Origin of the sequence: Macrococcus lamae, from assembly GCF_004359545.1 — a bacterium.
In the GTDB taxonomy this organism is placed as follows: Bacteria; Bacillota; Bacilli; order Staphylococcales; family Staphylococcaceae; genus Macrococcus; species Macrococcus lamae.
In genome coordinates, this window is the sequence record NZ_SCWB01000001.1 from 28,689 (window position 1) to 55,367 (window position 26,679).

Below are 26,679 nucleotides of genomic sequence, written 5' to 3' on the forward strand. Positions count from 1 at the left end.
GAGGACATTATGGATTTAAAACAGTATATTTCAGAAGTCAAAGACTGGCCGAAAGCAGGCGTCAGCTTTAAAGACATTACAACAATTATGGACAACGGAGAAGCTTATAAATATGCAACTGATCAGATCGTCAGATTTGCTCAGGAAAAGCATATTGATATTGTTGTCGGACCAGAAGCTCGTGGATTTATAATCGGATGTCCTGTAAGCTATGCACTCGGTATCGGTTTCGCTCCTGTCAGAAAAGAAGGGAAATTACCACGTGAGGTCGTTCGCTTTGAGTATGACCTGGAATATGGCTCCAACGTTCTGACGATGCATAAAGACGCGATTAAGCAGGGTCAGCGTGTATTGATTACTGATGACTTGCTTGCAACAGGCGGTACGATTGAAGCGACAGTTAAACTGGTAGAACAATTAGGCGGAATTGTTGCGGGTATCGCATTTATCATTGACTTGAAATATTTAAACGGTATGGAAAAGCTGGAAGGCTATGAAGTGCTTTCTCTTGTATCATATGATGAAGAATAATGCGGCATCAGCTGCTTTATTCTTTTTTTCATCTGTTTATTTATCATTTAATATATAGTATGATATTAACATTATTAAACAAGTGAGGTGATGGCATGAATAATGAATATCCGTATACTGTCGATGATGTCCTGGCAATGACAAAGGCATATTTAACAGACGAAGATTATCAGCTTGTGGTAAAGAGTTACAAGCTTGCAGAAGAAGCCCACGACGGTCAGTTTCGTAAAAATGGATTACCTTATATCATGCATCCCATCCAGGTCGCAGGAATACTTGCTGAAATGAGACTGGATGGACCGACGATTATTGCTGGCTTTCTCCATGATGTCGTTGAAGATACACCTTATACATATGAAGACTTAAAAAAGATGTTCAACGAGGAAGTAGCAGCGATTGTCGATGGTGTGACCAAGCTTGAAAAAGTCAAATACCGTTCAAAAGCTGAGCAGCAGGCGGAAAATCACCGTAAATTGTTCATTGCCATCGCTAAAGACGTTCGGGTCATCTTAGTCAAACTGGCTGACAGATTACATAATATGCGTACTTTAAAAGCGATGCCTCATGAAAAGCAGGTAAGAATTGCCAAAGAGACGCTGGAAATTTACGCGCCGCTTGCTCACAGACTTGGTATTAATACTATCAAGTGGGAACTTGAAGACATTTCGCTGCGGTATATTGATAGCATCCAGTATTTCCGTATTGTTCATCTGATGAAAAAAAAGCGCAGTGAACGTGAAGCGTATATCGATAATGCCATTGAAAATATCGCTCATGAGATGAAAATTACTGGTATTGAAGGAGATATTTCCGGCAGACCGAAACACATCTACAGTATTTACCGTAAAATGGTCAAACAGAAAAAGCAGTTCGATCAGATTTTCGACTTATTAGCTATCCGAGTGATTGTAGGCTCTATTAAAGATTGTTATGCTGTTTTAGGTCTGGTACATACATTATGGAAACCGATGCCGGGCAGATTCAAAGATTACATTGCGATGCCGAAGCCTAACATGTATCAGTCATTACATACAACAGTCGTCGGTCCAAATGGCGACCCTTTAGAAATTCAAATTCGTACAAGAGAGATGCATGAAATTGCTGAACACGGCGTCGCTGCTCACTGGGCATATAAAGAAGGAAAGACAATCGTCAATCCTGACGAAGCGAAGAATTTAAGCAATATGAACTGGATTAAAGAGATTGAAGAGACAGATTCTACGTCTATGGATGCCGAGGCATTCATGGAGTCTCTTAAATATGATTTACAAAGTGACAAAGTATATGTCTTTACGCCGCAGAGTGACGTGTTTGAGCTGCCTCTCGGTGCAGTGCCGATTGATTTCGCATATGCGGTTCACAGCGAAGTCGGCAATAAAATGATCGGTGCGAAGGTGAATGGTAAAATTGTACCAATTGATTATCAGCTGCATACAGGTGATATTATCGAGATACGTACTTCTCAACATTCATATGGTCCAAGCAGAGACTGGCTGAAAATCGTTAAATCATCAAGCGCGAAAAGTAAGATCCGCAGTTTTTTTAAGAAACAGGACCGCTCAAGTAATATCGAAAAAGGAAAATTCATTGTTGAAGCGGAAATTAAAGACCAGGGATTCCGTCCCGATGAAATACTGACACCCGATAACTTCAGTGTACTCATGGATAAATACCGCTTCTCACATATGGATGATATATATGCAGCCGTTGGATTTGGCGGACTGACAGCAGGCAACGTAGTGGCCAAGTTAACTGAAAAGCAAAGAATCAAGTTGAAAGAACAAGCATTGAATCAAGTTCAGGAAGTCAATAAATCGCTTAATATTAAGCGCGACATTCAGACAGAATCAGGGGTTTATGTTGAAGGCATGGATAATATGCTGATCAGATTGTCGAAATGCTGCAATCCAGTGCCTGGCGACGAAATAGTAGGCTATATCACAAAAGGACATGGCGTTAAAGTTCACCGCACAGATTGTCCGAACATTAAAGATGAGACCGAACGGATTATTGACGTGGAATGGGTTGAATCCACAAATTCAAATAAGACTTATCAAGTTGATCTTGAAATTACAGCATATGACCGCAATGGTCTATTGAACGAAGTTCTGCAGGCTGTAAACTCGACAAAAATTGCTTTAGTACAGGTCAATGGACGTGCTGATATTGATAAGCGTGCTAAAATCAGCATCAGTATCATGGTGAAAAATGTAAATGATATTTATAGAGTGGTAGAAAAAATAAAGCAGTTAAGTGATATCTACACTGTGACCCGAATCTGGAACTGAGGTGTACGATGAAAGTTATATTACAAAGAGTAAAACGCGCATCAGTCAAAAGCGTGAATGTTTATCATGAAATTGGGCCGGGTTTTTTACTTCTCGTTGGTATCGGCAACGATACAACTGATGAAGATCTGAAGGTCATGGCCAGAAAAATAGCACAGACCAGAATATTTGAAGATGATAATCAAAAGATGAATCTCTCTATTAAAGAAGCTGAGGGCGAAATATTATCTGTTTCTCAGTTCACTTTATATGCTGATGTCAAAAAAGGAAATCGTCCAAGTTTTACACGTGCTATGAACCCTGACACCGCTCGGGAATATTATGAAAAATTCAATGATTATCTTGTACAGGAAGGAATCACTGTAAAACCAGGTGATTTTGGAGAGATGATGGATATTGAACTGATCAATGACGGTCCAGTGACAGTAATATTTGAGAGTTTTGAAGGTAAGCTGAAATGAAAAGACGTATTGGAATCACGAAAAATGGACTGCTCTATATCGCAATAGCATTACTGGGTGGTATTCTGCTCGCAGTCATCTTATTTAATTTACTGACTGGTTCGACAGGAGTTCCAAAAAAGCTATCCATGATTGAAAACACTGAACTTAGAACAGGCCCGCAGGCCATTTATCCCGTTATCTACAAAGTTGAAAAAGGCGATCGCTTTAACATCATTGAGCGCAAGGGGAAATGGTTTTATGTCAGTGATAAAGATAAACGGAAGGGCTGGATAGCTGGATGGCACACAAATCTTAATATAACAAAAGATCAACCTGTCCGGAAAAATCCTTTTAAAGGCAAGACCGTATTGATTGATCCAGGTCACGGTGGCTCAGATCAAGGTGCGAGCAGTAAAGCTGGCACACTCGAAAAAGAAGTGACGTTAAAGACATCGCTGATGCTGCGGGATAAACTGAAAGCAGAAGGTGCGCATGTCGTCATGACGCGGGACAGTGATGAATACGTCAAACTGAAAGATCGTAAAGGGGTGGCTGATGCATTTATCAGTATTCATAGTGATGCTCTTGAAGAAAGCTCACCCCATGGACTGACTGTTTACTATAACAGCAAATCACAGAAGCCGTTTGCTGATACATTGCATTTAGCAATAAAGGAAAAAACGCTGTTATCAGACCGGGGTGTCAGACAGGAGAATTTCCAGGTGATACGTCAGACGAAAATTCCTGCCGTGCTGGTTGAACTTGGTTATATCAGTAATCCCACTGACGAAACGATGATGAACGACAAAGTATACCGTCAGCTAGTTACGACGTCCATTGTAGATGGTGTTAGAAACTACTTCCTATATTAGCTTGACTTTAACGTAGTGAAGAAGTAAGATAAGTTTAATATCAGATTAAAACCGCTTGAACCTGTCAAAGGAATAGTGTTTCCTTAAAAGAGACATCTATAGTGCTGAAATTAGATGAGGAACATATGACTGTGAACAACAGGTGAGGTAGTTCTATTTAAAGTAGAACCGTCAGACAAACGATACTTGTCCTTTAAAGAGGGTACTTTTTGTACCAATTTGGGTGGCAACACGGTTATTCGTCCCTTATGCGTCAATGCGCATAAGGGCTTTTTTTATTTTCAGGGAGGTTAATGACATGATTAATATACCACGAGGGACACAGGATATTCTGCCAAAAGACACACCGACATGGCGCTATGTAGAGTCGAAATTAAATGAAATCGCTGCTACCTATAATTATAAGGAAATAAGAACGCCGATGTTTGAAAGTACGGATTTGTTTGCAAGAGGTGTAGGTGATTCAACTGATATCGTTCAGAAGGAGATGTACACTTTCAAAGATAAGAGCGATCGCAGCATGACGCTTCGTCCGGAAGGGACTGCTGCAGTTGTACGCAGTTATATTGAGAACAAAATGCACGGAGATGCAAATCAGCCGATTAAATTGTATTATACGGGTCCGATGTTCCGGTACGAACGTAAACAGAAAGGACGCTATCGTCAGTTTGTGCAGTTCGGTGTTGAAGCGATAGGAGCAGAGAACCCAGCGATAGATGCAGAAGTGCTGCACATGCTCTACCATATTTATACATCATTCGGCTTAAAATCACTGAAGCTCGTTATTAATTCAATCGGCGATATGGATTCACGTACCGAATATAAAGAGGCACTTGTAAAACACTTTACGCCTCACATCGGAGAGTTCTGTCAGGACTGTCAGAATCGTCTGCACTCGAATCCAATGCGCATTCTCGACTGCAAGGTCGACAAAGATCAGCCATCCGTAAAAACAGCACCTAAAATTTCTGATTATCTGAATGACTACTCGAAAAACTATTACGAACAAGTGAAGAAGAACTTAGATATTCTAGATATTCCTTATGTGGAAGATGCAAGTCTTGTCAGAGGACTGGATTACTATACACATACAGCTTTTGAAATGATGAGTGAGACAGAAGGTTTTGGTGCGATAACGACACTATGCGGTGGCGGGCGCTATAATGGTCTTCTTGAAATGCTGGACGGACCAAGTGAAACAGGTATCGGATTTGCGCTCAGTATCGAAAGATTATTACTAGCACTGGAGGCAGAAGGCATTGAACTGGAAGCAGAAGAGCCGATTGATTTGTTTGTCGTCACCATGCCTGACACTGAAACACATGGTCTGAAGCTGCTTGCTGATTTGAGAACATCCGGTATAAGCTGTGACATGGATTACTTAAAACGCAAAGTAAAAGGACAGTTTAAACAGGCTGACAGACTAAATGCATTGTATACAGTCGTGCTCGGCTCAGAGGAAATAGCTTCCAATCAGTTTAAATTAAAAGAGATGAAATCAGGCAGTGAAACGGTTCTGCCGCGGGAAGAGATTATTACATTTATTAAGGAGAGACGTTAATGGAACGGACAACATATTGCGGTTTAGTAACAGAAGAATATACAGGGCAGGAGATTGTACTTAAAGGCTGGGTACAGAAAAGACGTGACTTAGGAGGATTGATTTTCATCGATCTGAGAGATCGTGAAGGAATCGTTCAAATTGTGTTCAATCCTGATTTTTCGACGGAAGCGCTGGCTGTTGCTGAAACACTGCGTTCTGAATATGTTATTGAAGTTAGAGGGAAAGTCACAGCGAGAGACGAATCAGCGGTTAATCCTAAGATTAAAACAGGTAAGATAGAAGTTCAGGTCAGTGAAGTGATGATAATCAATAAGTCTGAAACACCACCTTTCCAGATTGAATCAGAGGTCGATATTGCTGAAGAAATCCGCTTGAAATATCGCTACCTTGATCTGCGCCGCGAGTCATTAGCAAATACTTTCAAAGTGCGTCATCAAGTGACACGGGCAGTTCGTAACTATCTTGATGAATCAGGATTCTATGAAGTAGAAACACCTGTTCTGACAAAATCAACTCCCGAAGGCGCACGTGACTACTTAGTTCCTTCCCGTGTCCATGAAGGTGAGTTCTATGCATTGCCGCAATCCCCGCAGATCTTCAAGCAACTACTGATGATCGGTGGGTTTGATAAATACTATCAGATCGTCAAATGTTTCCGGGACGAAGATTTACGTGCTGACCGTCAGCCGGAGTTTACTCAGATAGATATTGAGATGAGTTTCGTTGATCAGGAAGATGTCATCCGCATGAATGAAGGAATGATGGCGCGTATTATGAAGGAAGTAAAAGGCATTGACGTCAAACTTCCATTCCCACGAATGACATATGAAGAAGCAATGCGTGACTATGGTATTGATAAACCGGATACACGTTTTGACATGAAACTTAAAACGTTAAATGAGCTTGCTTCAATGATGGACTTTAAAGTCTTCAAGGATGCAGTCGATAACGGTGGCTCAGTTAAGGCACTTGTCGTGAAAGAGTCAGCAGAGAAATATTCAAGAAAAGATATTGATGCCTTACAGGAATATGCTAAAGTCTATGGCGCAAAAGGTTTAGCATGGGTTAAAGTGACTGAAGAAGGACTGAACGGACCGATTGCAAAGTTCTTCGATGAAGGGGTGACTGCTGAGCTGTTAAATGAAACAGAAGCAGCAGCCGGAGACTTAGTGTTGTTTGTAGCGGATAAAACAAGCGTAGTAAATGCTGCACTTGCTAATTTACGTAATAAGCTAGGGAAAGAGCTTGGCTTGATTGCTGAAGATCAGTTCAACTTCGTATGGGTCACGGACTGGCCGTTATTTGAATACGACGAAGAAGCAGGCCGTTATTTTGCAGCGCATCACCCGTTTACAGCACCTAAGGCAGAACACATGGATCAGTTATTGACGGATAAAGATGCTGTTCAGGCGAATGCTTATGACATTGTCTTAAACGGTTTCGAACTAGGAGGAGGATCTATTCGTATTCACGATCAGGACGTTCAGGCTCAGATGTTTGAAGCGTTAGGTTTCAGTAAAGAAGAAGCATACGAGCAGTTCGGATTCCTGATGGATGCGTTTAAATATGGTGCTCCACCACACGGCGGTATTGCGCTTGGATTAGACCGGATGGTTATGCTGCTTGCGGGTAAATCTAATTTACGAGACGTAATAGCTTTTCCTAAGACAGCATCAGCCACTTGTTTAGTTACTGATGCACCTGGACCTGTCGACACTGCACAGCTGGATGAATTAAATTTAGCATTAAAAGCAACTAAAGCATAAATAGTTGCATTTTAAATATATTATGTTATTATAAATCTACAAGATAAATATCTGAAGAGTTCGACATTTGTTTTTCTATTTTGACCTAACACTTTTGATTAGGGAGTCTGATAGGTTTTCATATTGAGCACATGCCTAGATATTAGGACGTGCAAGATAAGAAACTGGACACCCACCTGTATATAGCAGGCCAAAATAATCAACTTTAAGATGACGGCTCAGTCGGATGTTATCGGTACACAGAACTTCGGTTCTGTGTATTTTTTATGCATTAATATAAGTGATATGGTAGGATTAATTATTATAAGTGAAAGTGTGTGAAATGATGAAACATCAATTTTCCAGAAATGAACTGGCTTACGGTAAAGAAGGATTGGAGCTGTTAAACAGTAAAACTGTTGCAATACTTGGAGTCGGCGGTGTTGGATCTTTTGCAGCTGAGGCTCTTGCAAGGACTAATATTGGTCATATCATTCTAATTGACAAGGATGATGTCGATATCACTAATGTGAACCGTCAGCTACATGCATTGACGACAACTATCGGCCAAACGAAAGTGACTCTTATGGAAGAACGGATTAAATTGATCAATCCTGAATGTAAAGTGACGCCGATGCATATGTTTTATACTGAGGAAACATATGAAGAATTGTTTGCCCATGATATCGATTATATTGTCGATGCCTCTGATACCATTGTCTACAAAATACATTTGATGAAGGAATGCCTTGAACGCGGCATTAAGATCATCTCCAGCATGGGTGCAGCAAACAAGACAGATCCGACGCGTTTTAAAATAGAAGACATTTCTAAGACTCACACGGATCCAATGGCTAAAGTGATACGGACTAGATTGAAAAAGGAAGGCATTAGAAAAGGAATACCAGTCGTATTTTCAGATGAAAGTCCGATAGTTATCCGCGAAGATGTTAAGAATTATGTCGGTAATCCTGACGCTGCAATCCGGAAGGCACAGATGCCTCCTTCCTCCAATGCCTTTGTTCCAAGCGTCGTCGGTCTGATCTGCGCAAGCTATGTGGTCAATGACATCTTAAAAGATATTCCAGTGAGACGCGTGAAAGATAAAGGATAGTAGTATGATGATTTCAATTAGACTTCAAAATGAAGTCTCTTTTTTTTCTTAAATTTACCTTAAAATTACTTGATTTATCTTTAATTTCCAATAAACAACGTTATGATTAAGAAGAACGACAATTGAAAGGGGAGCGAATGATGGATGAGCAACTTTACAGTCTTGAAGTCAACGATTTAAAGAAAACGATTGGCAAGCGTCAAATCATCAACGGACTCGGTTTTCAGGTTAAAAAAGGAGAAGTCTTCGGATTTCTAGGACCGAACGGTGCAGGTAAGACAACGACCATCCGCATGATAGTAGGTTTAACGACTCCAACAAGTGGGGACATCAGAGTGCTCGGAATGAACGTTGCAACCGAACGGGCAGAAGCAATGAAGAAAATCGGTGCCATCGTCGAAAACCCGGAACTTTATCCGTTTTTATCAGGACTCGAGAATTTAAAGCAGTACGCACGGATGCAGCAGGGAATCACCACTGAAGACATCAATCGTGTGGTCAAGCTTGTAGGTCTTGAAAATCGGATTAAAGACAAAGTGAAGAAATATTCACTTGGTATGCGTCAGCGTTTAGGTCTTGCTCAGGCACTGCTTCATAAGCCTGAAGTACTCATACTTGACGAACCGACCAACGGCCTTGATCCGGCTGGAATACGTGAAATACGGGATTATATTAGAAGGCTCGCTAAAGAAGAAGGGATGTCTGTCATTGTCTCAAGCCACCTGCTGGCTGAGATGGAATTGATGTGTGACCGTTTCGGCATTATCAAAAACGGCAGAATGATTCGTGTAGAAGATGTGAAGACTTCAACCACTGATAAAGACGAAGCAATTCATCAATTTGATATTTATCCTGTTGATGCGGCAGTGAAGTACTTTAATGAACAACAGATCAGTTTTGATCTAAAGGACAGCATGCTTACTATCTCCTGTCCGCCTAACAAAGTTCCAGGAATTGTAAGAGATCTGGTTAAACGGGATATTGACATTTACAGTGTGATTAAATCGAAGCAGTCGCTTGAGGAACGCTTCCTGGAACTGACTGATGATGGAGGTGAAGGCATTGCTTAAATTAATACATAATGAATGGATCAAATATTTCAATCGTTTAAGCACTTATATCATGCTCGGGATGATCGTAGGATTATTCTTACTGATGACCTTCTTTATCATAACCTTTGGTTCCGGTGTCGATATGAAAAAAGAATATTCAGATGACTGGAAACAAGAAGTAAGTGCAGACATCAAAAAGATGTCGGCAGATCTTGAGACATTAGACAAGAAAGACGAAAATAAGTTTAGCCAGGAGGATTTCTCTAAAATCGCTGCATTGCAGCAGGAAATTCCTCGTCTGCAGTTTTATCTCGATAAAAATGTTAAACCGCCTGCCATCAACAATGTTTTTGATAATCTGTTGAGCACGACGAACATTATCAATTTTGTCATTATTATGGTCACCGTTATTGTGAGCAGTATGATGAGCCGTGAACATCAGCAGGGGACGATTAAACTGTTGTTGATCAGACCGGCATCACGTGCAAAAATTTTCTTCTCTAAATGGCTGACATCACTATTGATTGCGTTGACATTTACAGTGTTCACTTACTTAATCAGTGGTCTAGTGGGGCTTTTGACTGGAAAGATGAATCCATCTTCTAAACATGCCGTGCTGAATATGATGGAAGGAAAATATCATATGGAAAATTTCTGGCCATACTTTTTCCAGATTTTTCTGAATGATTTGCTTTACGTCATTATTTTTGCGACTATTGCATATGTATTATCAGTATTATTTAAAAATACTGCGATTTCGCTCGGTGTAACGATTGGTCTGCTGTTTTTCAGCGGTCTGATTACCAGCTTTATTGCAGGTAAGACAGACCTTGTGAAATTCATCTGGCCTGCGAACTGGTCACTCAATCAGTATATGGATTATTTAGGTGCACCACCGATTGATGATATGACTTACTGGTTTAGCCTTGTATACAATATCATTGCTCTAATTATTACGCTCGGCATCGGCTATATAGTCTTTAAGAAGCGTGACGTAGCGGACTAAAAAAGAAGTGACAAATTTGTCACTTCTTTTTTTGTCTGCTGATAGTTTCATAAATCTGTTTGAACTGTGCTTCAGATTTACTCGTATTTTTAGGCTGGTAATACTTTTTATTTTTCAGATTATCCGGCAAATACTGCTGACTGACATAACCGGACGGGTCATCATGTGGATACTGGTAGCCAATACTGTTACCCAGCTCTTTTGCGCCTTGGTAATGACCGTCTTTTAAATGTTTTGGGATGTCACCGATTTTTCCTTTTCTAATATCAGCAAGAGCACTGTCAATGGATGTTATAGCAGAGTTAGACTTTGGACTCAAGCACAGTTCAATGACAGCTTGAGACAATGGGATTCGCGCTTCCGGAAATCCGAGACGTTCTGCTGCTTCAATTGCAGTTAGTGTCCGTGATGCGGCTTGCGGTGACGCGAGACCAATATCTTCAAAGCTGATGACGAGCAGCCGTCGTGCTATGGTCGGTAGATCGCCACCGTTGATCAACCGGGCAAGGTAATGAAGTGCAGCATCGACATCACTTCCTCTAATAGATTTCTGAAAGGCACTCATAATGTCATAGTGCATATCGCCGTCTTTATCAAAGTTAAAGGAGGATTTCTGCAGACAATCTTCAGCATCCTGCCGAGTGATTATAAGGGAACCGTCTTGTTCAGTCGACGAAAGTATCGCAAGTTCCAGCGCATTCAGGCTAGCTCTGACATCTCCACCTGCTGCCTGGACGAAATGGTCCATCGCGCTGTCTTCCACAGTTACCGATTGATTGCCGAAGCCGTTTTCTTTATCGGTCAATGCACGGGTAAGAGCTGTCCGGATATCATCTTCAGACAATGGCTGCAGTTCGAAAATCTGAGTCCGCGACCGAATGGCTGGATTGATTGCGTGGTATGGATTTGACGTCGTAGCACCGATTAACACTATGCGCCCGTTCTCAAGATGAGGCAGCAGAAAGTCCTGCTTCGCTTTATCGAGTCTATGGATTTCATCAAGCAGCAGAATCACTTGGCCTGACATCTTTGCTTCTTCAGCTACCAGCTGCATATCTTTTTTCGAATCAGTGACAGCATTTAACTGACGGAACTTGGCAGATGTTGAACCTGCGATCGCACGCGCAATGCTCGTCTTTCCTGTGCCTGGTGGTCCGTAAAGTATCATTGAGGACAATCGCCTGGCATCTACCATTCTTCTGATGATTCCGCCGGGCCCGACCAGATGGTGCTGACCAATGACTTCATCGATAGATTTTGGACGCATTCTATAAGCTAAAGGTTCCATTATTCTCCTCCTTTTTTATTAAAGTTTACCTTATTCTCCTGTTATATGTGATAAAATTGATTTAATAAAAAGGAGCCGTCTGTATGAAAATATCAACTAAAGGCCGTTACGGTCTCACTTTAATGATCAGTTTAGCCAAACGATATGGACAGGGTACTGTCTCATTGAAAACCATTGCAGAAGAAAATGAATTGAGTGATCTTTATCTGGAGCAGCTTGTCGGTCCATTAAGAAATGCCGGCCTCATCCGAAGTATTCGCGGTGCCAAGGGAGGATACCAGCTGATGAAAGCTCCGAATGAAATTACAGCGGGAGATATCATTCGTCTGTTAGAAGGGCCGATTACACCAGTAGAGGGAATAGAAGACGAGCCGCCTGCACAAAAGCAGCTCTGGATCAAAATTCGTGACGCGGTGAAGCAGGTACTTGATGAGACATCTCTTGAAGATCTGATGAACTATAAGGAAGAAGATATTATCGAAGGATATATGTTCTATATATAGGTGAGGCTATGACAATCATTGAAAAATTAAATTTAAATAAGTATCAAAAGCTCCTGGTCGTCAATCAGCCAGAAGGTTATCACATTTTTAATCAGTCAGCAGACGCTATATCTGGTGTACACGATGCCATATTTATTTTTGTAGAATCGATGGACGAAATGAAATTAGCGGTGGCCAAAGTAATTAAAGAAAGCAGCGTGAATGATAATGGCTATCTGTTCATCGCCTACTCAAAGAAAAATAATAATAAGTATAAGTCATTTATCCATAGAGATCATATTTTTCCGGAACTTAATGTTGATGAAGAAGGCTATGTAAAAGACAGTCATCTTAAATTTTCACGCATGGTGTCAATGGATGATGTATTCACAGTGGTCGGAATGAAGAATCAGCCAAAAAGAGTGAAATCAACATCTCCAAGTCAATATGTCGGAGATTACGCGCATCTTGTAGAAGATATCCAACAATTGCTGAGCGCTGATATAACGCTGCTTAAATTTTTTAACAGTTTGACACCGGGATACCAACGGGACTGGGCAAGATTTATTTATAGCGCTAAACAGGAAAAGACAAGAGTGAAGCGCATAGAAGAAATGAAAATGATTTTAGGTGAAGGATATAAATCAAAAGATCTATATCGGAGTAAAAAATAAGCAGCTCGAATGAGCGGCTTATTTTCATGAAGTCACTTCTTTTAATAATTCATAGCTGCGTCGCTGTTTGTCAAGGTCATAAATATAAGATACAGCTATAATTTCATCAACTTGGAATTTCGCCTGGAAGTCAGAAAGTTGTTTCTCAATAGTTTCCTTAGAGCCGATAAGAGACGCTGCTGTTCGCGAAGTAGCCATCATTTTTTCCTGCGGGCTCCATATGGCATCCATATTATTTGTCGGTGGCTGCAAAGGCTGTCTTGAATTTCTGACGATGCTTAAAAACATCATATGAGTGCTCGTAGCAAGAAATTCCGCTTCTTCATCAGTTTCTGCGGCAATGACGTTCATGCCGACCATTACATATGGTTTTTCCAGGTACTGTGACGGTACAAATAGATTTCTATAAATGGCGATTGCTTCTTTCATCTGCTCCGGTGCAAAGTGTGCGGCAAAGACATAAGGAAGACCGAGACGAGCAGCAAGATGAGCAGAGTCGGTTGATGACCCAAGAATATATAACGGTACATTTGTATCAACACCAGGGTAAGCCTTGACGTAGCCTTGCGTGTTTGCAGGACCGAAATAGTCGAGCAATGCTTTGACATCATCAGGGAAAGTATAGACAGATTCGTGCTGATTTCGTCGGAGTGCGCTGGCAGTCATCATATCCGTACCCGGTGCCCGACCGAGTCCTAAGTTCAGACGATTTGGATAGATGGTTTCAAGCGTGCCGAACTGCTCAGCAATTATAAGCGGCGTATGATTCGGCAGCATAATGCCGCCTGCACCGACTTGAATCGTTTGAGTATGTGCAAGAACATGATTGATCAGTACGACAGTCGCTGAACTCGCTAAATTCGGCGTATTGTGATGTTCAGCAATCCAGAAGCGGTTGTAACCAAGCTTTTCTACTGTTTGAGCAAGAGTGACTACATTCTGAATCGCCTGCTGATTTGTCTCGCCCTGTCTTAATATAGCAAGATCCAGTACAGACACTGGAATTTTTGTTTCATTCATTAAATAGCCTTCTTTCTGTTTATTATATGGGCTAGTTTATCATTTGGAATTATTAAGAGAAATGAATTTGCCTGACGACTGGATTAACCGAAGGATGCTCCAGCGAAAATAGCCGTGTGGATATTCGCAGGAGGCCTGCCAAACGAAAGTAGTGACAGAAATATTCGCAGGAGGCCCGCCAAACGAAAGTAGTGACAGAAATATTCGCAGGAGGCCCGCCAAACGAAAGTAATGACAGAAATATTCGCGGGAGACCCGCCAAACGAACACAGCCGTTAATAATTCTTTAATAAGTGATTCTTAATCATTATGTCAATCGTTTCCGTCAGCCGGTAGGTGGTGCGGTTGATTTTGATAAGTCGATGATTCTCTACATAGCTCTTAATATAGAGCTGAAGTGTCCTGACTGTAAAATAGTCACCGAAAAATTCCGCGAGGCAGCGGATACTGAATTCTTGGGCGTCATGAATTGAACAGTAATAAATTATATTAGTGTAGATAACTTCACTGATTGAAAAAGTAGTCAGGCAGTCTTCACATTTCATCTGCTGCTTTTGCCGTTCAGGCTTAAGTGATAACATGCCGGACAGTTGAAGCCATTTTTGAGCTGACCCGCTGCACGATGAAGATAGAATGGATTGGTTTTCAGTTGTTCTGTTAGAAGAACTTCGTGTAATTGAGGAAATATCATTTCGCTGATCTGCAACTCGTTGACTATTCTTGCTAGTTTGGTCAATTTAATGATAGGGACGCCGGGCTGCAGGCCGAAAATATGGCCGTCACCTGTCCATACGATGTAACCATGAACCTGTAAGTAAATCTTTCGTCGTTGAAACCAGTGAGCGAGTATACTTTTAGCTCGGTCCAGCTGATTTAATGGATTACTGGCTTCTCTGCCGTTTTGAAAATACCATTTTCCGGAACGGATTTCATAATCGTGACGGTGGTGTTTTACCTCTAATATGATGACACACTGGCGGGTAATAATGACATGATCCAGCTGGATGTAATTCTGGTCATGCTCAAGCAGTATATTGCTCATGAACCACCGGCCGTCAAGCGTCTCCTGCAGCACTTCTCCGACGAGCCGTTCACCATTCCAGCCGTTTCTTTCCTTATCAAGCAGCTTCTTGTCGGCATCGTCTAAAATACATCTCTTATTCAGTACTTCTAAGTTGATCATTGTCCTCGTCACTCGAACACCTCCTACTTATAACATCGCTGAAATCGAAAAATACTTTATAAAAATTGTTAAGTTTCATTGACTGGCTATTTGTTTTAATCGGTGCTATTATAGAGTATTGAAAAATACGGAAAGGGTGTTCCAGATGCAAGTGTATGCAGATTATTCAGCGACAACTCCTGTTTCTCCTCAAGTGATTGAAGAGATGATGGATGTCTATCATCATAGTTATGGTAATCCGTCATCAATCCATCAGACAGGGCGACAGGCGCGCCAGATTATTGATCAGTCACGTCGTGAAATTGCCGGGCTTTTAAATGCGCTGCCTAAAGAGATTCTGTTCACAAGTGGTGCTACTGAATCGAATAATACAGCGATTAAAGGAGCTGTATACAAAAACCAGCATCTTGGCCGTCATCTTATTACAACGTCGATTGAACACCACTCTGTGCTGCATGTCTTTCAATATCTTGAAAAACACGGATTTGAAGTGACTTATCTGCCGGTTGGGGCAGGTGGAGTCATCGATATAACTGATTTAAAACATGCACTGAGACCGGACACCATTCTCGTATCAGTGATGTTCGGCAATAATGAAGTCGGCACCATTCAACCGGTCGATGAAATAGGAGAATTATTAGCACGCCATCAGGCTATCTTTCATGTCGACGCAGTCCAGACAGTCGGTCATCTGCCAATTGATGTCAAAGAGCTGAAGGTCGATCTGCTTAGCTTAACAGCTCATAAGTTCTTCGGACCTAAAGGAATCGGACTATTATATATTAAAGATGGAACGTCAATCGAATTTTCTCAGCTTGGTGGTTCACAGGAGATGAAACGCCGTGCTGGAACTGAAAACGTTCCACTGATCAAAGGAATGGCAGCTGCTTTAAAAGAGGCATCTGAACACCTTGATGTACATAACATCAGACTGATGCAGCTGAAGGAATATTTTTTGCATAGTCTTCAGCAGCGTGATATCCCATTTGAAATGAACGGTGATAAGAATATGCAGCTTTCGCATATTACGAATCTGTATTTCCCGTTCAGCGATGTAGAAATAATGCTGACGCTGCTTGATATGGCAGGTGTCTATGTATCAAGTGGTTCCGCCTGCACAGCTGGTTCTATTGAGCCATCTCATGTCCTGTCTGCTATGTTCGGTGAAAATCCACGGACCAAACGCTCCATTCGGTTCAGTTTCAGCCACGACATGACTGAAGACCAGCTTGATTATATCGCAGACCAGCTGCTTAAAATATACGAATTGAATAAAGAAAGAAGCGGATTAAATGGATAATAGTAAAACACGAGTTGTCGTCGGCATGTCCGGCGGTGTAGACAGCTCAGTCACAGCACTGCTGCTGAAAGAGCAGGGTTATGACGTCATCGGCATCTTCATGAAAAATTGGGATGACACTGATGAAAACGGAGTCTGTACAGCGACAGAAGATTACGAAGATGTCATTGCCGTATGCAATCAGATTGGAATACCTTATTACGCAGTGAACTTCGAACAGGAGTACTGGGATAAGGTGTTCACTTACTTCCTCGATGAATATAAAAAAGGCCGTACACCGAATCCTGATGTGATGTGCAATAAAGAAATCAAATTCAAAGCATTCCTGGAACATGCACTGAACTTAGGGGCTGACTATGTTGCGACTGGACATTATGCTCAAGTAAGACGGCATGAAGATGGTCACGTTGAAATGCTGCGCGGTAAAGATCGGAACAAAGACCAGACCTATTTTCTGAATCAGTTGTCTCAAGCACAGCTTCAGCATGTCATGTTCCCGCTCGGTCATTTAGAAAAGCCGGAAGTACGTGCAATCGCCGAGAAATATCATTTAGCAACTGCTAAGAAAAAAGACTCAACCGGTATCTGCTTTATCGGGGAAAGAAACTTCAAGGAATTCCTCAGCCAGTACTTGCCCGCTAAAAACGGTCGTATGACGACACTTGATGGCGTCGACATGGGAGAGCATGCTGGTCTGATGTATTATACAATTGGTCAGCGTCATGGTCTTGGCATTGGTGGCGACGGCGATCCATGGTTCGTTGTCGGGAAAAATCTGAACGACAATACGCTATACGTAGAGCAGGGCTTCCATCATGATACGCTTTACAGTGACTACTTGATTGCTTCTGATTTCAGTTTTATCAGTGAAATGGATTTTTCTGCGCCGCTTGAATGTACTGCAAAGTTCAGATATCGTCAGCAGGATACTGAAGTGACTGTCGAAAAAATATCAGACACTCAGTTGAAAGTTACCTTCAAAGAACCTGTGCGTGCGATTACTCCCGGACAAGCAGTTGTATTCTACCAGGACGAAGTCTGTCTTGGAGGAGCGACGATTGACGATGTATATAAACACGCACATCAACTGACATATGTCGTCTAAGAAGACATATGTCTTCTTTTTATAGTTTGATATAATGATTAATATTGGAGGTAGACATGGACGAACAGCGATTAATCGAATTCATTCAACAGAAAAAATATGAGCAGGCACTTGTCATGCTTTTTAAGGCGATAGAAGAAAATCCGCATGAACCGAATCACTATATCAATACAGGGACGATTCTGGCAGATGCCGGCAAAACAGAAGAAGCAGAGCGTTTTTTCCAGAAGGCACTGACTCTGGATGCTGAGCACGGTGGTGCTTATTATGGTCTTGCAAATATTTATTTCAACCAGGAACGCTTTAGTGAAGCTATTACACTTTATCAGAAAGCACTGGTCGCCAATATGGAAGATGCTGATATTCACTATATGCTCGGAATGAGTTTTATCAATTCAAGTGATTTTCAATCCGCTCTGCCGTATATGATGCGCAGCTATGAACTGAAACCGGACGATAGTGAATCAGCATTTCAATATGGTTTACTGCTTTGTCAGCTATCGATGTACAAAGAAGCGGTAGACGTGCTTAATGATATATTGAATAAACAGCCGGAGCATACTGATGCATTATACAATCTGGCACTTGCACAATATATGCTTGATGATGACGCAGACAAAGCGATAGCAACCTTTAGGAAAGTGACGGCAATACAGCCGGATCATCTGCTGGCAGGACATGCTATCTCTATGTTTGAACAATTGAAGGAGGAGTAACCGCGTGGAAAATATGTCTTTATTTGATCAACCGTTTGTCAAAGGAACTATCACTCGTATTCTGTTTCAAAACGCTGATAATTTTTATACAGTTTTGAAGGCAGAAGTGATTGACTCAAATGAAGACTTTGAAGAAGAAGTCACGGTGACAGGTTATTTCCCGCAGATTGCTGAAGGGGATACATATTTATTTACTGGCAGGACTGTGACGCACCCTAAATATGGAAAACAACTGACTGCAGAGAAATTTGAAAAAGAAATACCACAGACTAAAGATGGGGTCATCCACTATTTATCAAGTGATCTCTTCAAAGGCATCGGCAAGAAAATTGCCCGCCAGATTGTTGAAGTTCTGGGTGAGAATGCACTCAATATCATCATGGACGACCGTGCATCGCTTGATAAAGTGCCAAAACTGTCGACAGATAAAAAAGATATGATCTATCAGACAATCAGTGAGAATCAAGCCATTGAGAAGACGATGATCAAACTGAACGACTGGGGTTTTGGTCCGCAGCTTGCTATGAAAATCTATCAGTACTATAAGGACGATACTTTACAAGTCATCAAGGATTCACCTTACAGACTCGTTATGGATATTCAGGGGATAGGTTTTAATAAGGCCGATGAATTAGCGCATCGTCTCGGTATTGAAGGAAGTCATCCGGAACGCTTGAAAGCAGCGCTTGTCTATTCAATGGAACAGGCCTGCCTGCAGAACGGTCATACTTACATACCTAAAAATATGCTGCTTGAAACGGCCTATCAACTGCTGACAAAGTCAGGTGAAACTATTGATTCTGGATTACTCGTCAATAAACTGCTGGAACTGGCAGAAGAAAAAACATTGGTAGAAGAAGAAGGACGTGTTTATCTGCCTAGTCTTTTCTACTCAGAAATGAAGACTGTGCAGACACTGCATCGGTTAATGAATCATCAGGAAAACATTAAGCAGTTTGAACAGTCTGAAGTTCTTCTCATGATCGGGGAACTTGAAGATGAGTTCGAAGTCAGCTACGCGGCAAAACAGCGGGAAGCGCTGCAGATTGCAATGAACCATAAGATGATGATCTTATCGGGGGGGCCCGGGACCGGTAAGACAACGGTCATCAGGGGAATTGTCAATCTATACGCTGAGCTGCACGGTTTAAGTCTTGACTACAAGGATTACGAACAGTCAGATTTTCCGATAGCGGTCGCTGCCCCGACTGGTCGTGCCTCAAAAAGACTGTCTGAATCAACAGGTCTTGAAGCAACAACGATTCATCGGTTGATCGGCTGGACAAGAGAAAGTAAACCCGATGATATTCTTGAAAATGAAATTACTGCGAAACTTGTCATTATCGACGAGATGTCGATGGTGGATACATGGCTGATGTTTCAGTTGATGCGTGCGGTACCGAACGATTGTCAGCTGATTTTCGTCGGTGACCAGGACCAGCTGCCGTCTGTCGGGCCAGGGCAGGTGTTCAGAGATATGATTGATGCGGGAATTATGCCGCAAGTTGAACTGGAAGAAGTATACCGGCAGCAGGAAGGCTCGTCTATTATTGAACTTGCCCATCAGATCAAGCGCAATCAACCGTTTGATATTGCTGCACGATATAACGACCGTTCTTTCATACCATGTTCTACCGACCAGATTCCGGCGGTGGTCAATCAAGTCGTCTCAAGAGCTGTCGACAAAGGCTACGATAAGAGAGATATTCAAGTGCTTGCACCGATCTATAAAGGAAAAGCTGGAATCAAATATTTAAATCAGGAACTTCAGGAAATCTTAAATCCGAAAACAGAAGACAAGCGTGAACTGCAGTTTGGAGATGTCATATACCGCAAAAATGATAAAGTGCTTCAGCTGGTCAATCGTCCTGAAGACAATGTGTTTAACGGTGATATCGGTGAAGTCGTCGGCATATTTATGGCGGCTGAGAACGCACTGAATAAAGATATCGTCATCGTTGATTACGAAGGAAATGAAGTCACCTATACGAAGCAGGACTTAACTGAACTGACTCATGCGTATTGCTGTTCAATACATAAGTCGCAAGGGTCGGAATTTCCAATTGTCATTATGCCAGTCGTGCGGGCGTACTACCGTATGCTGCAAAAAAATATATTATATACAGGACTGACACGTGCTAAGCAGTCACTGATCATATGCGGGGAGCGTCAAGCGTTTGACGAAGGTATTAGTAGAACTGGATTAGAACGTATGACTTCGTTCGGCAGTACATTAAAAGAATATTTTAATTCCGATAATACTGCTGAAGAAAACGAACAATCAGCTGATATCCCAGTCGGTGAACTGACAGAAAGCAACATGCACTTAATTTCGCCGTTGATCAATATGGAAGGTATTTCACCTTTTGATTATCAAACAGTTGACGAATAGCAGGATAGTTCATATAATTTAATTATTCAGTGAATGATGAGTAAATTGATTCGTTGTCCTAAGAGACGCACCGGCTGGTGAAAGGTGCGCAGCGAACAGTTGAATGCTGCATTTACAGTGTAAATTAATAATTCTTTGAGTGATGACTTCGGTCATAACTAGGGTGGTACCGCGAACACGTTCGTCCCTTTCTGGGGCGGACGTTTATTTTATTTTAAGGGAGAGAAAATGAATGAAAAAATTAACTGCTGCTGAAATCAGACAGATGTATCTTGATTTCTTTGTTGAAAAAGGCCATATGATTGAACCTTCTGCACCATTAGTACCAATAGACGACAATACTTTACTGTGGATCAATTCCGGTGTTGCAACATTGAAAAAATATTTTGATGGACGTGTAATACCTAGCAATCCTAGAATCGTCAATGCACAAAAATCCATCCGAACAAACGATATTGAAAACGTAGGATTTACTGCGCGCCACCATACTTTTTTTGAGATGCTCGGTAATTTCTCAATCGGTGATTACTTCAAGAAAGAAGCTGTACAGTATGCCTGGGAATTTCTGACGAGCGAAAAATGGATGGCCATCGACCCGGATAAATTATTTGTAACGATTCATCCGGAAGATACAGAAGCTTATGACTTATGGGTAAATGAAATTGGTCTGACCGATGACCGCATCACTCGCATCGAAGGTAACTTCTGGGATATCGGCGAAGGTCCGTCTGGTCCGAATACAGAAATCTTCTATGACCGCGGAAAGGATTTTGGTCAGGATGATCCTGCTGAAGAAATGTATCCGGGCGGTGAGAATGAACGTTATCTGGAAGTATGGAATTTAGTGTTCTCAGAGTTCAATCATAATCCGGATCATACGTATTCACCGCTTCCTAAGCAGAACATTGATACGGGAATGGGGCTCGAACGTATGGCGAGCGTGTCTCAGAATGTCCGTACGAACTTTGATACAGATTTATTCCTGCCGATCATCAGACAGACAGAACAAATTTCAGGAAAGTCATACGGGACGTCAATAGAAGACGATGTGGCATTTAAAGTGATTGCAGATCATATCCGTACAGTGGCATTCGCGGTTGGCGACGGTGCATTACCATCTAATGAAGGTCGCGGATATGTGCTCCGTCGTCTGCTCCGTCGTGCCGTACGGTTTGCACAGAAACTGGACATCAATAAACCTTTCATGTACGAACTTGTCGATATTGTCGCGGAGATCATGAAGCCGTACTATCCGAATGTCGAAGCACAGAAAGACTTTATCAAACGCGTCATTAAATCAGAAGAAGACAGATTCCATGAAACGTTGGAGGAAGGACTTGTGCATTTCAATCGTCTGAAAGATGAGGCGATGAGCAGTTCCAGAGAATTGAATGGCGCTGATGTTTTCAAACTATATGATACATTCGGTTTTCCTGTAGAATTGACTGAAGAACTGGCAGAAGAAAACGGGTTGCAAATTGACCGCGCAGGTTTCGAGACAGCAATGGAAGAACAGCGTACACGAGCAAGAGAATCCCGTCAGAAGACGCAGAGTATGCAGGTGCAGAATGAAACGCTCGCAAATATAACGACGCCGAGCCGCTTCATCGGTTATAACACTTTAACTCAGACGACTGAAATTGAAAACATTATTCTTGACGGAAATGAGGTCGATGAAGTCGAAGGCGAAGACACCATTCAGTTTATTCTTCGTGAGACACCGTTCTATGCAGTGAGCGGTGGTCAGATTGCTGATAGAGGGACTGTCAGTCATGCAGATTTTGAGATTGAAGTAACGGAAGTAACAAAAGCGCCGAACGGTCAGAACCTTCATACAGGGAAGATTAAGTTTGGTCGTGTTCATGTCGGTTCAACGGTTGAAGCGGCGGTAAACAGTGATTTCAGAAATGATATTATCAAAAATCATAGTGCAACTCACTTAATGCATGCTGCACTGAAACAAGTGGTTGGTACACATGTCAATCAGGCAGGCTCACTCGTGACGCCTGAACGTCTGCGATTTGATTTCTCACATTTCGGACCAGTGACTCGTGAAGAACTGGACAAAGTAGAAGCCATCGTCAATGAGAAAATCTGGGCGAATATTAAGGTAGTCATCGAAGAAATGCCAATCAATGAAGCAAAGGCAAAAGGTGCAATGGCACTGTTCGGCGAAAAATACGGGGATGTCGTACGCGTCGTTGAAATGAGTGAGTTCTCCATTGAACTATGCGGTGGTATTCATGTCAGAAATACGGCCGAAATCGGTTTATTTAAGATTGTCTCTGAATCAGGGACGGGTGCAGGAGTACGTCGTATTGAAGCAGTAACTGGTAAAGCAGCGTTTGACTTCCTTACTGAATATGAAACAGCAGTGAATTCAGCAATGACCACATTAAAAACACGTGATCTTGGACAGTTTGAAGCAAAAGTTACTGAGCTGGTTCAATCTGAAAGAGAACTGCATAAACAAGTCGGAGAACTGACGAAAGAATTATCAACCTTAAAAGTCGGAGACATTAAAGAATGGGTTGAAACCATCAACGGTATCAGTCTCCTTGCGATGGAAGTAGAAGCAGATGATACTAAAGCATTGCGTGCATTGATGGATGACTATAAATCTAAACTGCCCGACACAGTGATCTTCCTGGCTGCCAAGAACGATAAGCTGAGCTATATGGCGACTGTGGCAAAATCATTGACTGACCGTATTAAAGCGGGAGACTTGATTAAGGGTGTTGCAGCAGTGACTGATGGCAAAGGCGGAGGACGTCCGGATACTGCGCAAGGTGGTGCCAATGATTCTTCAAAAATAACAGATGCATTACAATTTGTTAAAGACCATGTATCTTCACTATAAATTACAGCTATAATATAGTATGATACAAAGTGAATCAATGTCAGTACAAGGGGTGTTAACAGTGGAAAATTTCGATAAAACAATGAAGTTTAACTTTGATGAACTACCGAAAGAAGAAGTCCGTACAGTCCTTCTCAACGTATACAATACGCTTGAAGAAAGAGGATATAGTCCTATCAATCAGATTGTAGGTTATCTGTTATCCGGAGATCCTGCTTATATTCCGAGACACAATGAAGCACGTAATCAGATCAGAAGACTCGACCGCGATGATATAATGGAACAGTTAGTCTCGAGCTATATTCTATCTGAAAAGGATACTCATGAATAAAGCGATCGGTCTCGATGTCGGTACAAAGACAATCGGTATCGCGCTGAGCGATGCGATGGGCTGGACCGCCCAAGGACTGGAAACACTCCGAATCAATGAACAGGAAGGTTATCTTGGCATTGACCGATTGATCAAAATTATTGAAGAACATGACGTCAATGTTGCTGTGATCGGTCTTCCAAAAAATATGAACAACACTGTAGGACCTAGAGGTGAAGCCTCTATTCATTTCAGTGAGCTGTTGAAAGAAGCATGCCCACATCTTGAGATTGTCATGTGGGATGAGCGTCTTTCAACAGTGGCTGCTGAACGCTCTTTGCTGGAAGCAGATGTGTCACGCAAAAAACGCAAGGCAGTCATTGACAAGATGGCAGCAGTTTTTATTTTACAAGGATATTTAAATTCTAAATCGTAAAGGAGAATAACAATGACTGAACATAACCACAACCATGAAAACGAAGAACTAAATGGTACATTAGACATCAACAATGAAGAGGAATTACTGACATTATACGATGAGGACAACAACGAAGTACTGTACCGCAAAGTTTTAGAGTTCTACAATCCTGAGTTTGATAAAAACTATGTGATTCTTGCAGAAGAAGGAACGTCTGATGACGATGAAATTGAATTGATTCCTATGATCAACGTGCCGAATGAAACAGGTGACGGCGGTAAATTCCTTCCTGTAGAAACAGACGAAGAATGGGATATGATCGAAGAAATCGTGAATACTGAAATTGATGAGGAAAATTTCTAGGAATTTAAGGTGACTGTATGACGAATCGAAATAAAGAAATAAAAGATGCGAAGTCAGCGTCGAGAACTATTACAGCAGTCATCATCGGACTCGTGCTTCTTGGTCTTATTGCAGCAGGTATTGCAGGATTCTTCTATCTTTCAGCAAGTCAGAAACCTCTAGATCCAGCCAATAAAGAAACGACAAAAATTGACGTTTTACCAGGCGAAACAGCGACGATGATCGGTGATAAGCTGGAAAAAAATCATATCATCAAAAGCAGTGATATGTTCAAGTATTATTTGAAATTCAACAATATCTCCAATTTTCAGGCAGGGAGCTATGAATTGTCACCATCGATGACGTTCAAACAGATTTCTAAAAGTCTGCAGGAAGGTAAAGTGTATGTGCCCGTCGCGTTCAAAATGAATGTTCCTGAAGGTATTACAATTGATCAGATTGCAGCTATTGTCGAAAAAAATACATCTATTAAAGCTGCTGATTTTGAAAAGCAGGTCAATGACCCGGATTTTGTTAAAAAAATGCAGAAGAAACATCCAAAGTTGATTTCAGATGATGTCTTTAAAGAGAATATTAAACGACCGCTGGAAGGGTACTTGTACCCGGCAACTTATGAATTTACCGAAAAAAATCCAACAATCGAAGAAATTGTCGATAAAATGCTGACGGCCACTCAGGATAATGCTTTTCCTTTATGGGATAAATATGGGGGAATCGTGATTAATGAGGCTGGAACAAATAAGCGTCTATCGTTTCATGAGTTCCTGACGTTCAGTTCACTTGTTGAAAGAGAAGCGACCGGGCTGACTGATCGTGCAAAGATTGCCTCAGTCTTTATCAACAGAATGGAAGAAAATCCACCGATGCCGCTTCAGACAGATCCGACAGTGTTATATGCTCTAGGTCGTCATAAAGAAGTAACTTACGAAGATGACTTGAAAGTGGATTCACCTTATAATACGTATCAGAATACAGGACTTCCACCAGGGCCGATTGCCACAAGCGGCAAGGCATCCATGGAAAGTGTTCTGAATCCTGCTCAGACGGATTATCTGTACTTCCTCGCTGATTCATCCGGTAAGAACTACTTCTCTAAAACATTGGAAGAACATAATAAGCTAAAAGCAGAACATATCGATAATTAATGAGTAATCCCGGCAGTATTCACGATGAATGCTCCGGGATTTCTAATATTTTTACATCGCTTTATCCACTTTTTAAATTAATGCTTAATTTTTACTGGAAAATATGATACAATACTTTGAATGAATTTGAATTCTACCAGCCTTTAGGTTGGTAGTTTTTCCGTTAAAGGATTGGTAGTGTTGAACAACAGAACTTATATCACACAGTTAAACAAGGAAAATCATGTCGATGCGCTTCGTGACTATGCGGAGCAGCACCAAGTTCCCATAATGGATAAAGTAGCAATCGAGATGGTTAAGCAGTTGATCCGTATACATCAAACAGAATCAATATTAGAAATTGGCACCGCTATTGGATATAGTTCATTGCACTTTGCATCAGTCCACGAATCGGTTACTGTTACAACGATTGAGAGAAACAAAGAAATGTATGAGCAAGCTGTGAAGAACGTTACAGCGTTCAACTGTTCTGATCGGATTCGACTGGTATTCAGTGATGCAAAAGAAGCGTTTTATGACGTTAATGACAGACAGTATGATATATTGTTTATCGATGCAGCGAAGGCACAGTCAAAGAATTTTTTTGAACTATATAGTCCGCTTGTCAAAAAAGGCGGACTTATCATTACTGATAATATTCTTTACCATGACTTTGTAGGAAACATCGAGGTAGTCAGAAACCGAAATGTTAAGCAGATGGTCAGAAAAATTGAGAAGTACAATGACTGGTTGAGCGAACAGCCGGGCTATACAACAAATTTTATAGATCTTGGAGATGGCATGAGCATCTCTATTAAGGAGTTTTAAT

Annotated in this window: 25 protein-coding genes and 1 other RNA gene; 23 read left to right on the plus strand and 3 right to left on the minus strand. The window is 41.5% G+C overall.

Features of this window, described 5'->3' with window-relative positions:
- Positions 1 to 9 precede the first annotated feature (9 nt).
- From ERX29_RS00140 to ERX29_RS00185, 10 genes are all read left to right on the plus strand, one after another.
- The gene (locus ERX29_RS00140) at positions 10 to 531 is read left to right on the plus strand and encodes an adenine phosphoribosyltransferase (RefSeq protein WP_133442651.1); all 522 of its coding nucleotides are present in this window, start codon (positions 10 to 12) and stop codon (positions 529 to 531) included.
- A 95-nt stretch (positions 532 to 626) separates the two neighbouring features.
- Positions 627 to 2,819, plus strand: coding sequence for a RelA/SpoT family protein (locus ERX29_RS00145; RefSeq protein WP_133442652.1), 2,193 nt, complete (start codon positions 627 to 629; stop codon positions 2,817 to 2,819).
- 8 nt (positions 2,820 to 2,827) lie between these two features.
- Entirely contained in the window at positions 2,828 to 3,280 is a 453-nt protein-coding gene (dtd, locus tag ERX29_RS00150) for a D-aminoacyl-tRNA deacylase (protein WP_133442653.1), read from the plus strand.
- Positions 3,277 to 4,134 (plus strand): N-acetylmuramoyl-L-alanine amidase family protein, encoded by an 858-nt coding sequence (locus tag ERX29_RS00155; RefSeq protein ID WP_133442654.1) that lies wholly within the window; start codon positions 3,277 to 3,279, stop codon positions 4,132 to 4,134. Before dtd ends, ERX29_RS00155 begins: the two co-directional genes overlap by 4 nt.
- Before the next feature lie 298 nt (positions 4,135 to 4,432).
- Positions 4,433 to 5,695 carry a histidine--tRNA ligase gene (hisS, locus tag ERX29_RS00160; RefSeq protein ID WP_133442655.1) on the plus strand — a complete coding sequence of 421 codons (1,263 nt, stop codon included), beginning with the start codon at positions 4,433 to 4,435 and terminating at the stop codon, positions 5,693 to 5,695.
- Entirely contained in the window at positions 5,695 to 7,464 is a 1,770-nt protein-coding gene (gene aspS / locus ERX29_RS00165; protein ID WP_133442656.1) for an aspartate--tRNA ligase, read from the plus strand. The genes hisS and aspS overlap by 1 nt, the downstream gene beginning before the upstream one ends.
- 45 nt (positions 7,465 to 7,509) lie before the next feature.
- Positions 7,510 to 7,697: non-coding RNA, 6S RNA (gene ssrS / locus ERX29_RS00170), on the plus strand.
- A gap of 92 nt (positions 7,698 to 7,789) precedes the next feature.
- Positions 7,790 to 8,557, plus strand: a complete 768-nt coding sequence (locus tag ERX29_RS00175) for a tRNA threonylcarbamoyladenosine dehydratase (protein ID WP_133442657.1) — start codon at positions 7,790 to 7,792, stop codon at positions 8,555 to 8,557.
- A 140-nt stretch (positions 8,558 to 8,697) separates the two neighbouring features.
- On the plus strand, positions 8,698 to 9,627 hold the full coding sequence (locus ERX29_RS00180) for an ABC transporter ATP-binding protein (RefSeq protein WP_133442658.1): 930 nt from the start codon (positions 8,698 to 8,700) through the stop codon (positions 9,625 to 9,627).
- On the plus strand, positions 9,620 to 10,615 hold the full coding sequence (locus ERX29_RS00185) for an ABC transporter permease subunit (RefSeq protein WP_165981009.1): 996 nt from the start codon (positions 9,620 to 9,622) through the stop codon (positions 10,613 to 10,615). Before ERX29_RS00180 ends, ERX29_RS00185 begins: the two co-directional genes overlap by 8 nt.
- Positions 10,616 to 10,634: 19 nt before the next feature.
- On the opposite strand, the gene ERX29_RS00190 is transcribed toward ERX29_RS00185, so the two are convergent.
- Positions 10,635 to 11,903 (minus strand): replication-associated recombination protein A, encoded by a 1,269-nt coding sequence (locus ERX29_RS00190; protein WP_133442660.1) that lies wholly within the window; start codon positions 11,901 to 11,903, stop codon positions 10,635 to 10,637.
- Positions 11,904 to 11,986: 83 nt separating this feature from the next.
- On the opposite strand from ERX29_RS00190, the gene cymR reads away from it, so the two are divergent.
- Positions 11,987 to 12,406, plus strand: a complete 420-nt coding sequence (gene cymR / locus ERX29_RS00195) for a cysteine metabolism transcriptional regulator CymR (protein WP_133442661.1) — start codon at positions 11,987 to 11,989, stop codon at positions 12,404 to 12,406.
- Positions 12,407 to 12,414: 8 nt separating this feature from the next.
- Complete coding sequence (locus ERX29_RS00200; protein ID WP_133442662.1) at positions 12,415 to 13,059, plus strand: YdeI/OmpD-associated family protein; 645 nt, start codon at positions 12,415 to 12,417, stop codon at positions 13,057 to 13,059.
- A 24-nt stretch (positions 13,060 to 13,083) separates the two neighbouring features.
- Here the strand turns inward: ERX29_RS00200 and ERX29_RS00205 are convergent, their stop codons facing one another.
- On the minus strand, positions 13,084 to 14,079 hold the full coding sequence (locus tag ERX29_RS00205; RefSeq protein ID WP_133442663.1) for an LLM class flavin-dependent oxidoreductase: 996 nt from the start codon (positions 14,077 to 14,079) through the stop codon (positions 13,084 to 13,086).
- Between the two features lie 293 nt (positions 14,080 to 14,372).
- Between ERX29_RS00205 and ERX29_RS00210 the strand changes: the two genes are divergently transcribed.
- Positions 14,373 to 14,552 carry a hypothetical protein gene (locus ERX29_RS00210; protein WP_133442664.1) on the plus strand — a complete coding sequence of 60 codons (180 nt, stop codon included), beginning with the start codon at positions 14,373 to 14,375 and terminating at the stop codon, positions 14,550 to 14,552.
- Between the two features lie 68 nt (positions 14,553 to 14,620).
- Here ERX29_RS00210 and ERX29_RS00215 read toward each other — a convergent pair whose 3' ends face one another.
- Positions 14,621 to 15,274 (minus strand): nuclease-related domain-containing protein, encoded by a 654-nt coding sequence (locus tag ERX29_RS00215; protein WP_133442665.1) that lies wholly within the window; start codon positions 15,272 to 15,274, stop codon positions 14,621 to 14,623.
- A 133-nt stretch (positions 15,275 to 15,407) separates the two neighbouring features.
- On the opposite strand from ERX29_RS00215, the gene ERX29_RS00220 reads away from it, so the two are divergent.
- The 10 genes from ERX29_RS00220 to ERX29_RS00265 all read left to right on the plus strand — a co-directional run bounded on the left by ERX29_RS00220 (position 15,408) and on the right by ERX29_RS00265 (position 26,678).
- The gene (locus ERX29_RS00220) at positions 15,408 to 16,562 is read left to right on the plus strand and encodes a cysteine desulfurase family protein (protein WP_133442666.1); all 1,155 of its coding nucleotides are present in this window, start codon (positions 15,408 to 15,410) and stop codon (positions 16,560 to 16,562) included.
- Complete coding sequence (mnmA, locus tag ERX29_RS00225) at positions 16,555 to 17,667, plus strand: tRNA 2-thiouridine(34) synthase MnmA (protein ID WP_133442667.1); 1,113 nt, start codon at positions 16,555 to 16,557, stop codon at positions 17,665 to 17,667. Before ERX29_RS00220 ends, mnmA begins: the two co-directional genes overlap by 8 nt.
- A gap of 56 nt (positions 17,668 to 17,723) precedes the next feature.
- Complete coding sequence (locus tag ERX29_RS00230) at positions 17,724 to 18,383, plus strand: tetratricopeptide repeat protein (RefSeq protein ID WP_133442668.1); 660 nt, start codon at positions 17,724 to 17,726, stop codon at positions 18,381 to 18,383.
- Between the two features lie 4 nt (positions 18,384 to 18,387).
- Positions 18,388 to 20,775, plus strand: a complete 2,388-nt coding sequence (gene recD2, locus ERX29_RS00235) for an SF1B family DNA helicase RecD2 (protein ID WP_133442669.1) — start codon at positions 18,388 to 18,390, stop codon at positions 20,773 to 20,775.
- 232 nt (positions 20,776 to 21,007) lie between these two features.
- Positions 21,008 to 23,635 carry an alanine--tRNA ligase gene (alaS, locus tag ERX29_RS00240; protein WP_133442670.1) on the plus strand — a complete coding sequence of 876 codons (2,628 nt, stop codon included), beginning with the start codon at positions 21,008 to 21,010 and terminating at the stop codon, positions 23,633 to 23,635.
- Between the two features lie 61 nt (positions 23,636 to 23,696).
- Positions 23,697 to 23,966 (plus strand): IreB family regulatory phosphoprotein, encoded by a 270-nt coding sequence (locus ERX29_RS00245; protein WP_133442671.1) that lies wholly within the window; start codon positions 23,697 to 23,699, stop codon positions 23,964 to 23,966.
- Complete coding sequence (gene ruvX, locus ERX29_RS00250; RefSeq protein ID WP_133442672.1) at positions 23,953 to 24,381, plus strand: Holliday junction resolvase RuvX; 429 nt, start codon at positions 23,953 to 23,955, stop codon at positions 24,379 to 24,381. The genes ERX29_RS00245 and ruvX overlap by 14 nt, the downstream gene beginning before the upstream one ends.
- Positions 24,382 to 24,393: 12 nt before the next feature.
- On the plus strand, positions 24,394 to 24,726 hold the full coding sequence (locus ERX29_RS00255) for a DUF1292 domain-containing protein (RefSeq protein WP_133442673.1): 333 nt from the start codon (positions 24,394 to 24,396) through the stop codon (positions 24,724 to 24,726).
- Between the two features lie 38 nt (positions 24,727 to 24,764).
- A complete protein-coding gene (gene mltG / locus ERX29_RS00260) occupies positions 24,765 to 25,871 on the plus strand; it encodes an endolytic transglycosylase MltG (RefSeq protein ID WP_424960620.1) in 1,107 nt (368 codons plus the stop codon).
- A 177-nt stretch (positions 25,872 to 26,048) separates the two neighbouring features.
- Positions 26,049 to 26,678: an O-methyltransferase gene (locus ERX29_RS00265; protein ID WP_133442675.1), complete on the plus strand. Its 630-nt coding sequence runs from the start codon at positions 26,049 to 26,051 to the stop codon at positions 26,676 to 26,678.
- Position 26,679 lies beyond the last annotated feature (1 nt).

Excerpts from the sequence above, each read along its gene's own strand:
- ERX29_RS00140 (WP_133442651.1), top strand. The coding sequence starts at position 10 with ATGGATTTAAAACAGTATATTTCAGAAGTCAAAGACTGGCCGAAAGCA.
- ERX29_RS00145 (WP_133442652.1), top strand. The coding sequence starts at position 627 with ATGAATAATGAATATCCGTATACTGTCGATGATGTCCTGGCAATGACA.
- dtd (WP_133442653.1), top strand. The coding sequence starts at position 2,828 with ATGAAAGTTATATTACAAAGAGTAAAACGCGCATCAGTCAAAAGCGTG.
- ERX29_RS00155 (WP_133442654.1), top strand. The coding sequence starts at position 3,277 with ATGAAAAGACGTATTGGAATCACGAAAAATGGACTGCTCTATATCGCA.
- hisS (WP_133442655.1), top strand. The coding sequence starts at position 4,433 with ATGATTAATATACCACGAGGGACACAGGATATTCTGCCAAAAGACACA.
- aspS (WP_133442656.1), top strand. The coding sequence starts at position 5,695 with ATGGAACGGACAACATATTGCGGTTTAGTAACAGAAGAATATACAGGG.
- ERX29_RS00175 (WP_133442657.1), top strand. The coding sequence starts at position 7,790 with ATGAAACATCAATTTTCCAGAAATGAACTGGCTTACGGTAAAGAAGGA.
- ERX29_RS00180 (WP_133442658.1), top strand. The coding sequence starts at position 8,698 with ATGGATGAGCAACTTTACAGTCTTGAAGTCAACGATTTAAAGAAAACG.
- ERX29_RS00190 (WP_133442660.1), bottom strand. The coding sequence starts at position 11,903 with ATGGAACCTTTAGCTTATAGAATGCGTCCAAAATCTATCGATGAAGTC.
- cymR (WP_133442661.1), top strand. The coding sequence starts at position 11,987 with ATGAAAATATCAACTAAAGGCCGTTACGGTCTCACTTTAATGATCAGT.
- ERX29_RS00200 (WP_133442662.1), top strand. The coding sequence starts at position 12,415 with ATGACAATCATTGAAAAATTAAATTTAAATAAGTATCAAAAGCTCCTG.
- ERX29_RS00205 (WP_133442663.1), bottom strand. The coding sequence starts at position 14,079 with ATGAATGAAACAAAAATTCCAGTGTCTGTACTGGATCTTGCTATATTA.
- ERX29_RS00220 (WP_133442666.1), top strand. The coding sequence starts at position 15,408 with ATGCAAGTGTATGCAGATTATTCAGCGACAACTCCTGTTTCTCCTCAA.
- mnmA (WP_133442667.1), top strand. The coding sequence starts at position 16,555 with ATGGATAATAGTAAAACACGAGTTGTCGTCGGCATGTCCGGCGGTGTA.
- ERX29_RS00230 (WP_133442668.1), top strand. The coding sequence starts at position 17,724 with ATGGACGAACAGCGATTAATCGAATTCATTCAACAGAAAAAATATGAG.
- alaS (WP_133442670.1), top strand. The coding sequence starts at position 21,008 with ATGAAAAAATTAACTGCTGCTGAAATCAGACAGATGTATCTTGATTTC.
- ERX29_RS00255 (WP_133442673.1), top strand. The coding sequence starts at position 24,394 with ATGACTGAACATAACCACAACCATGAAAACGAAGAACTAAATGGTACA.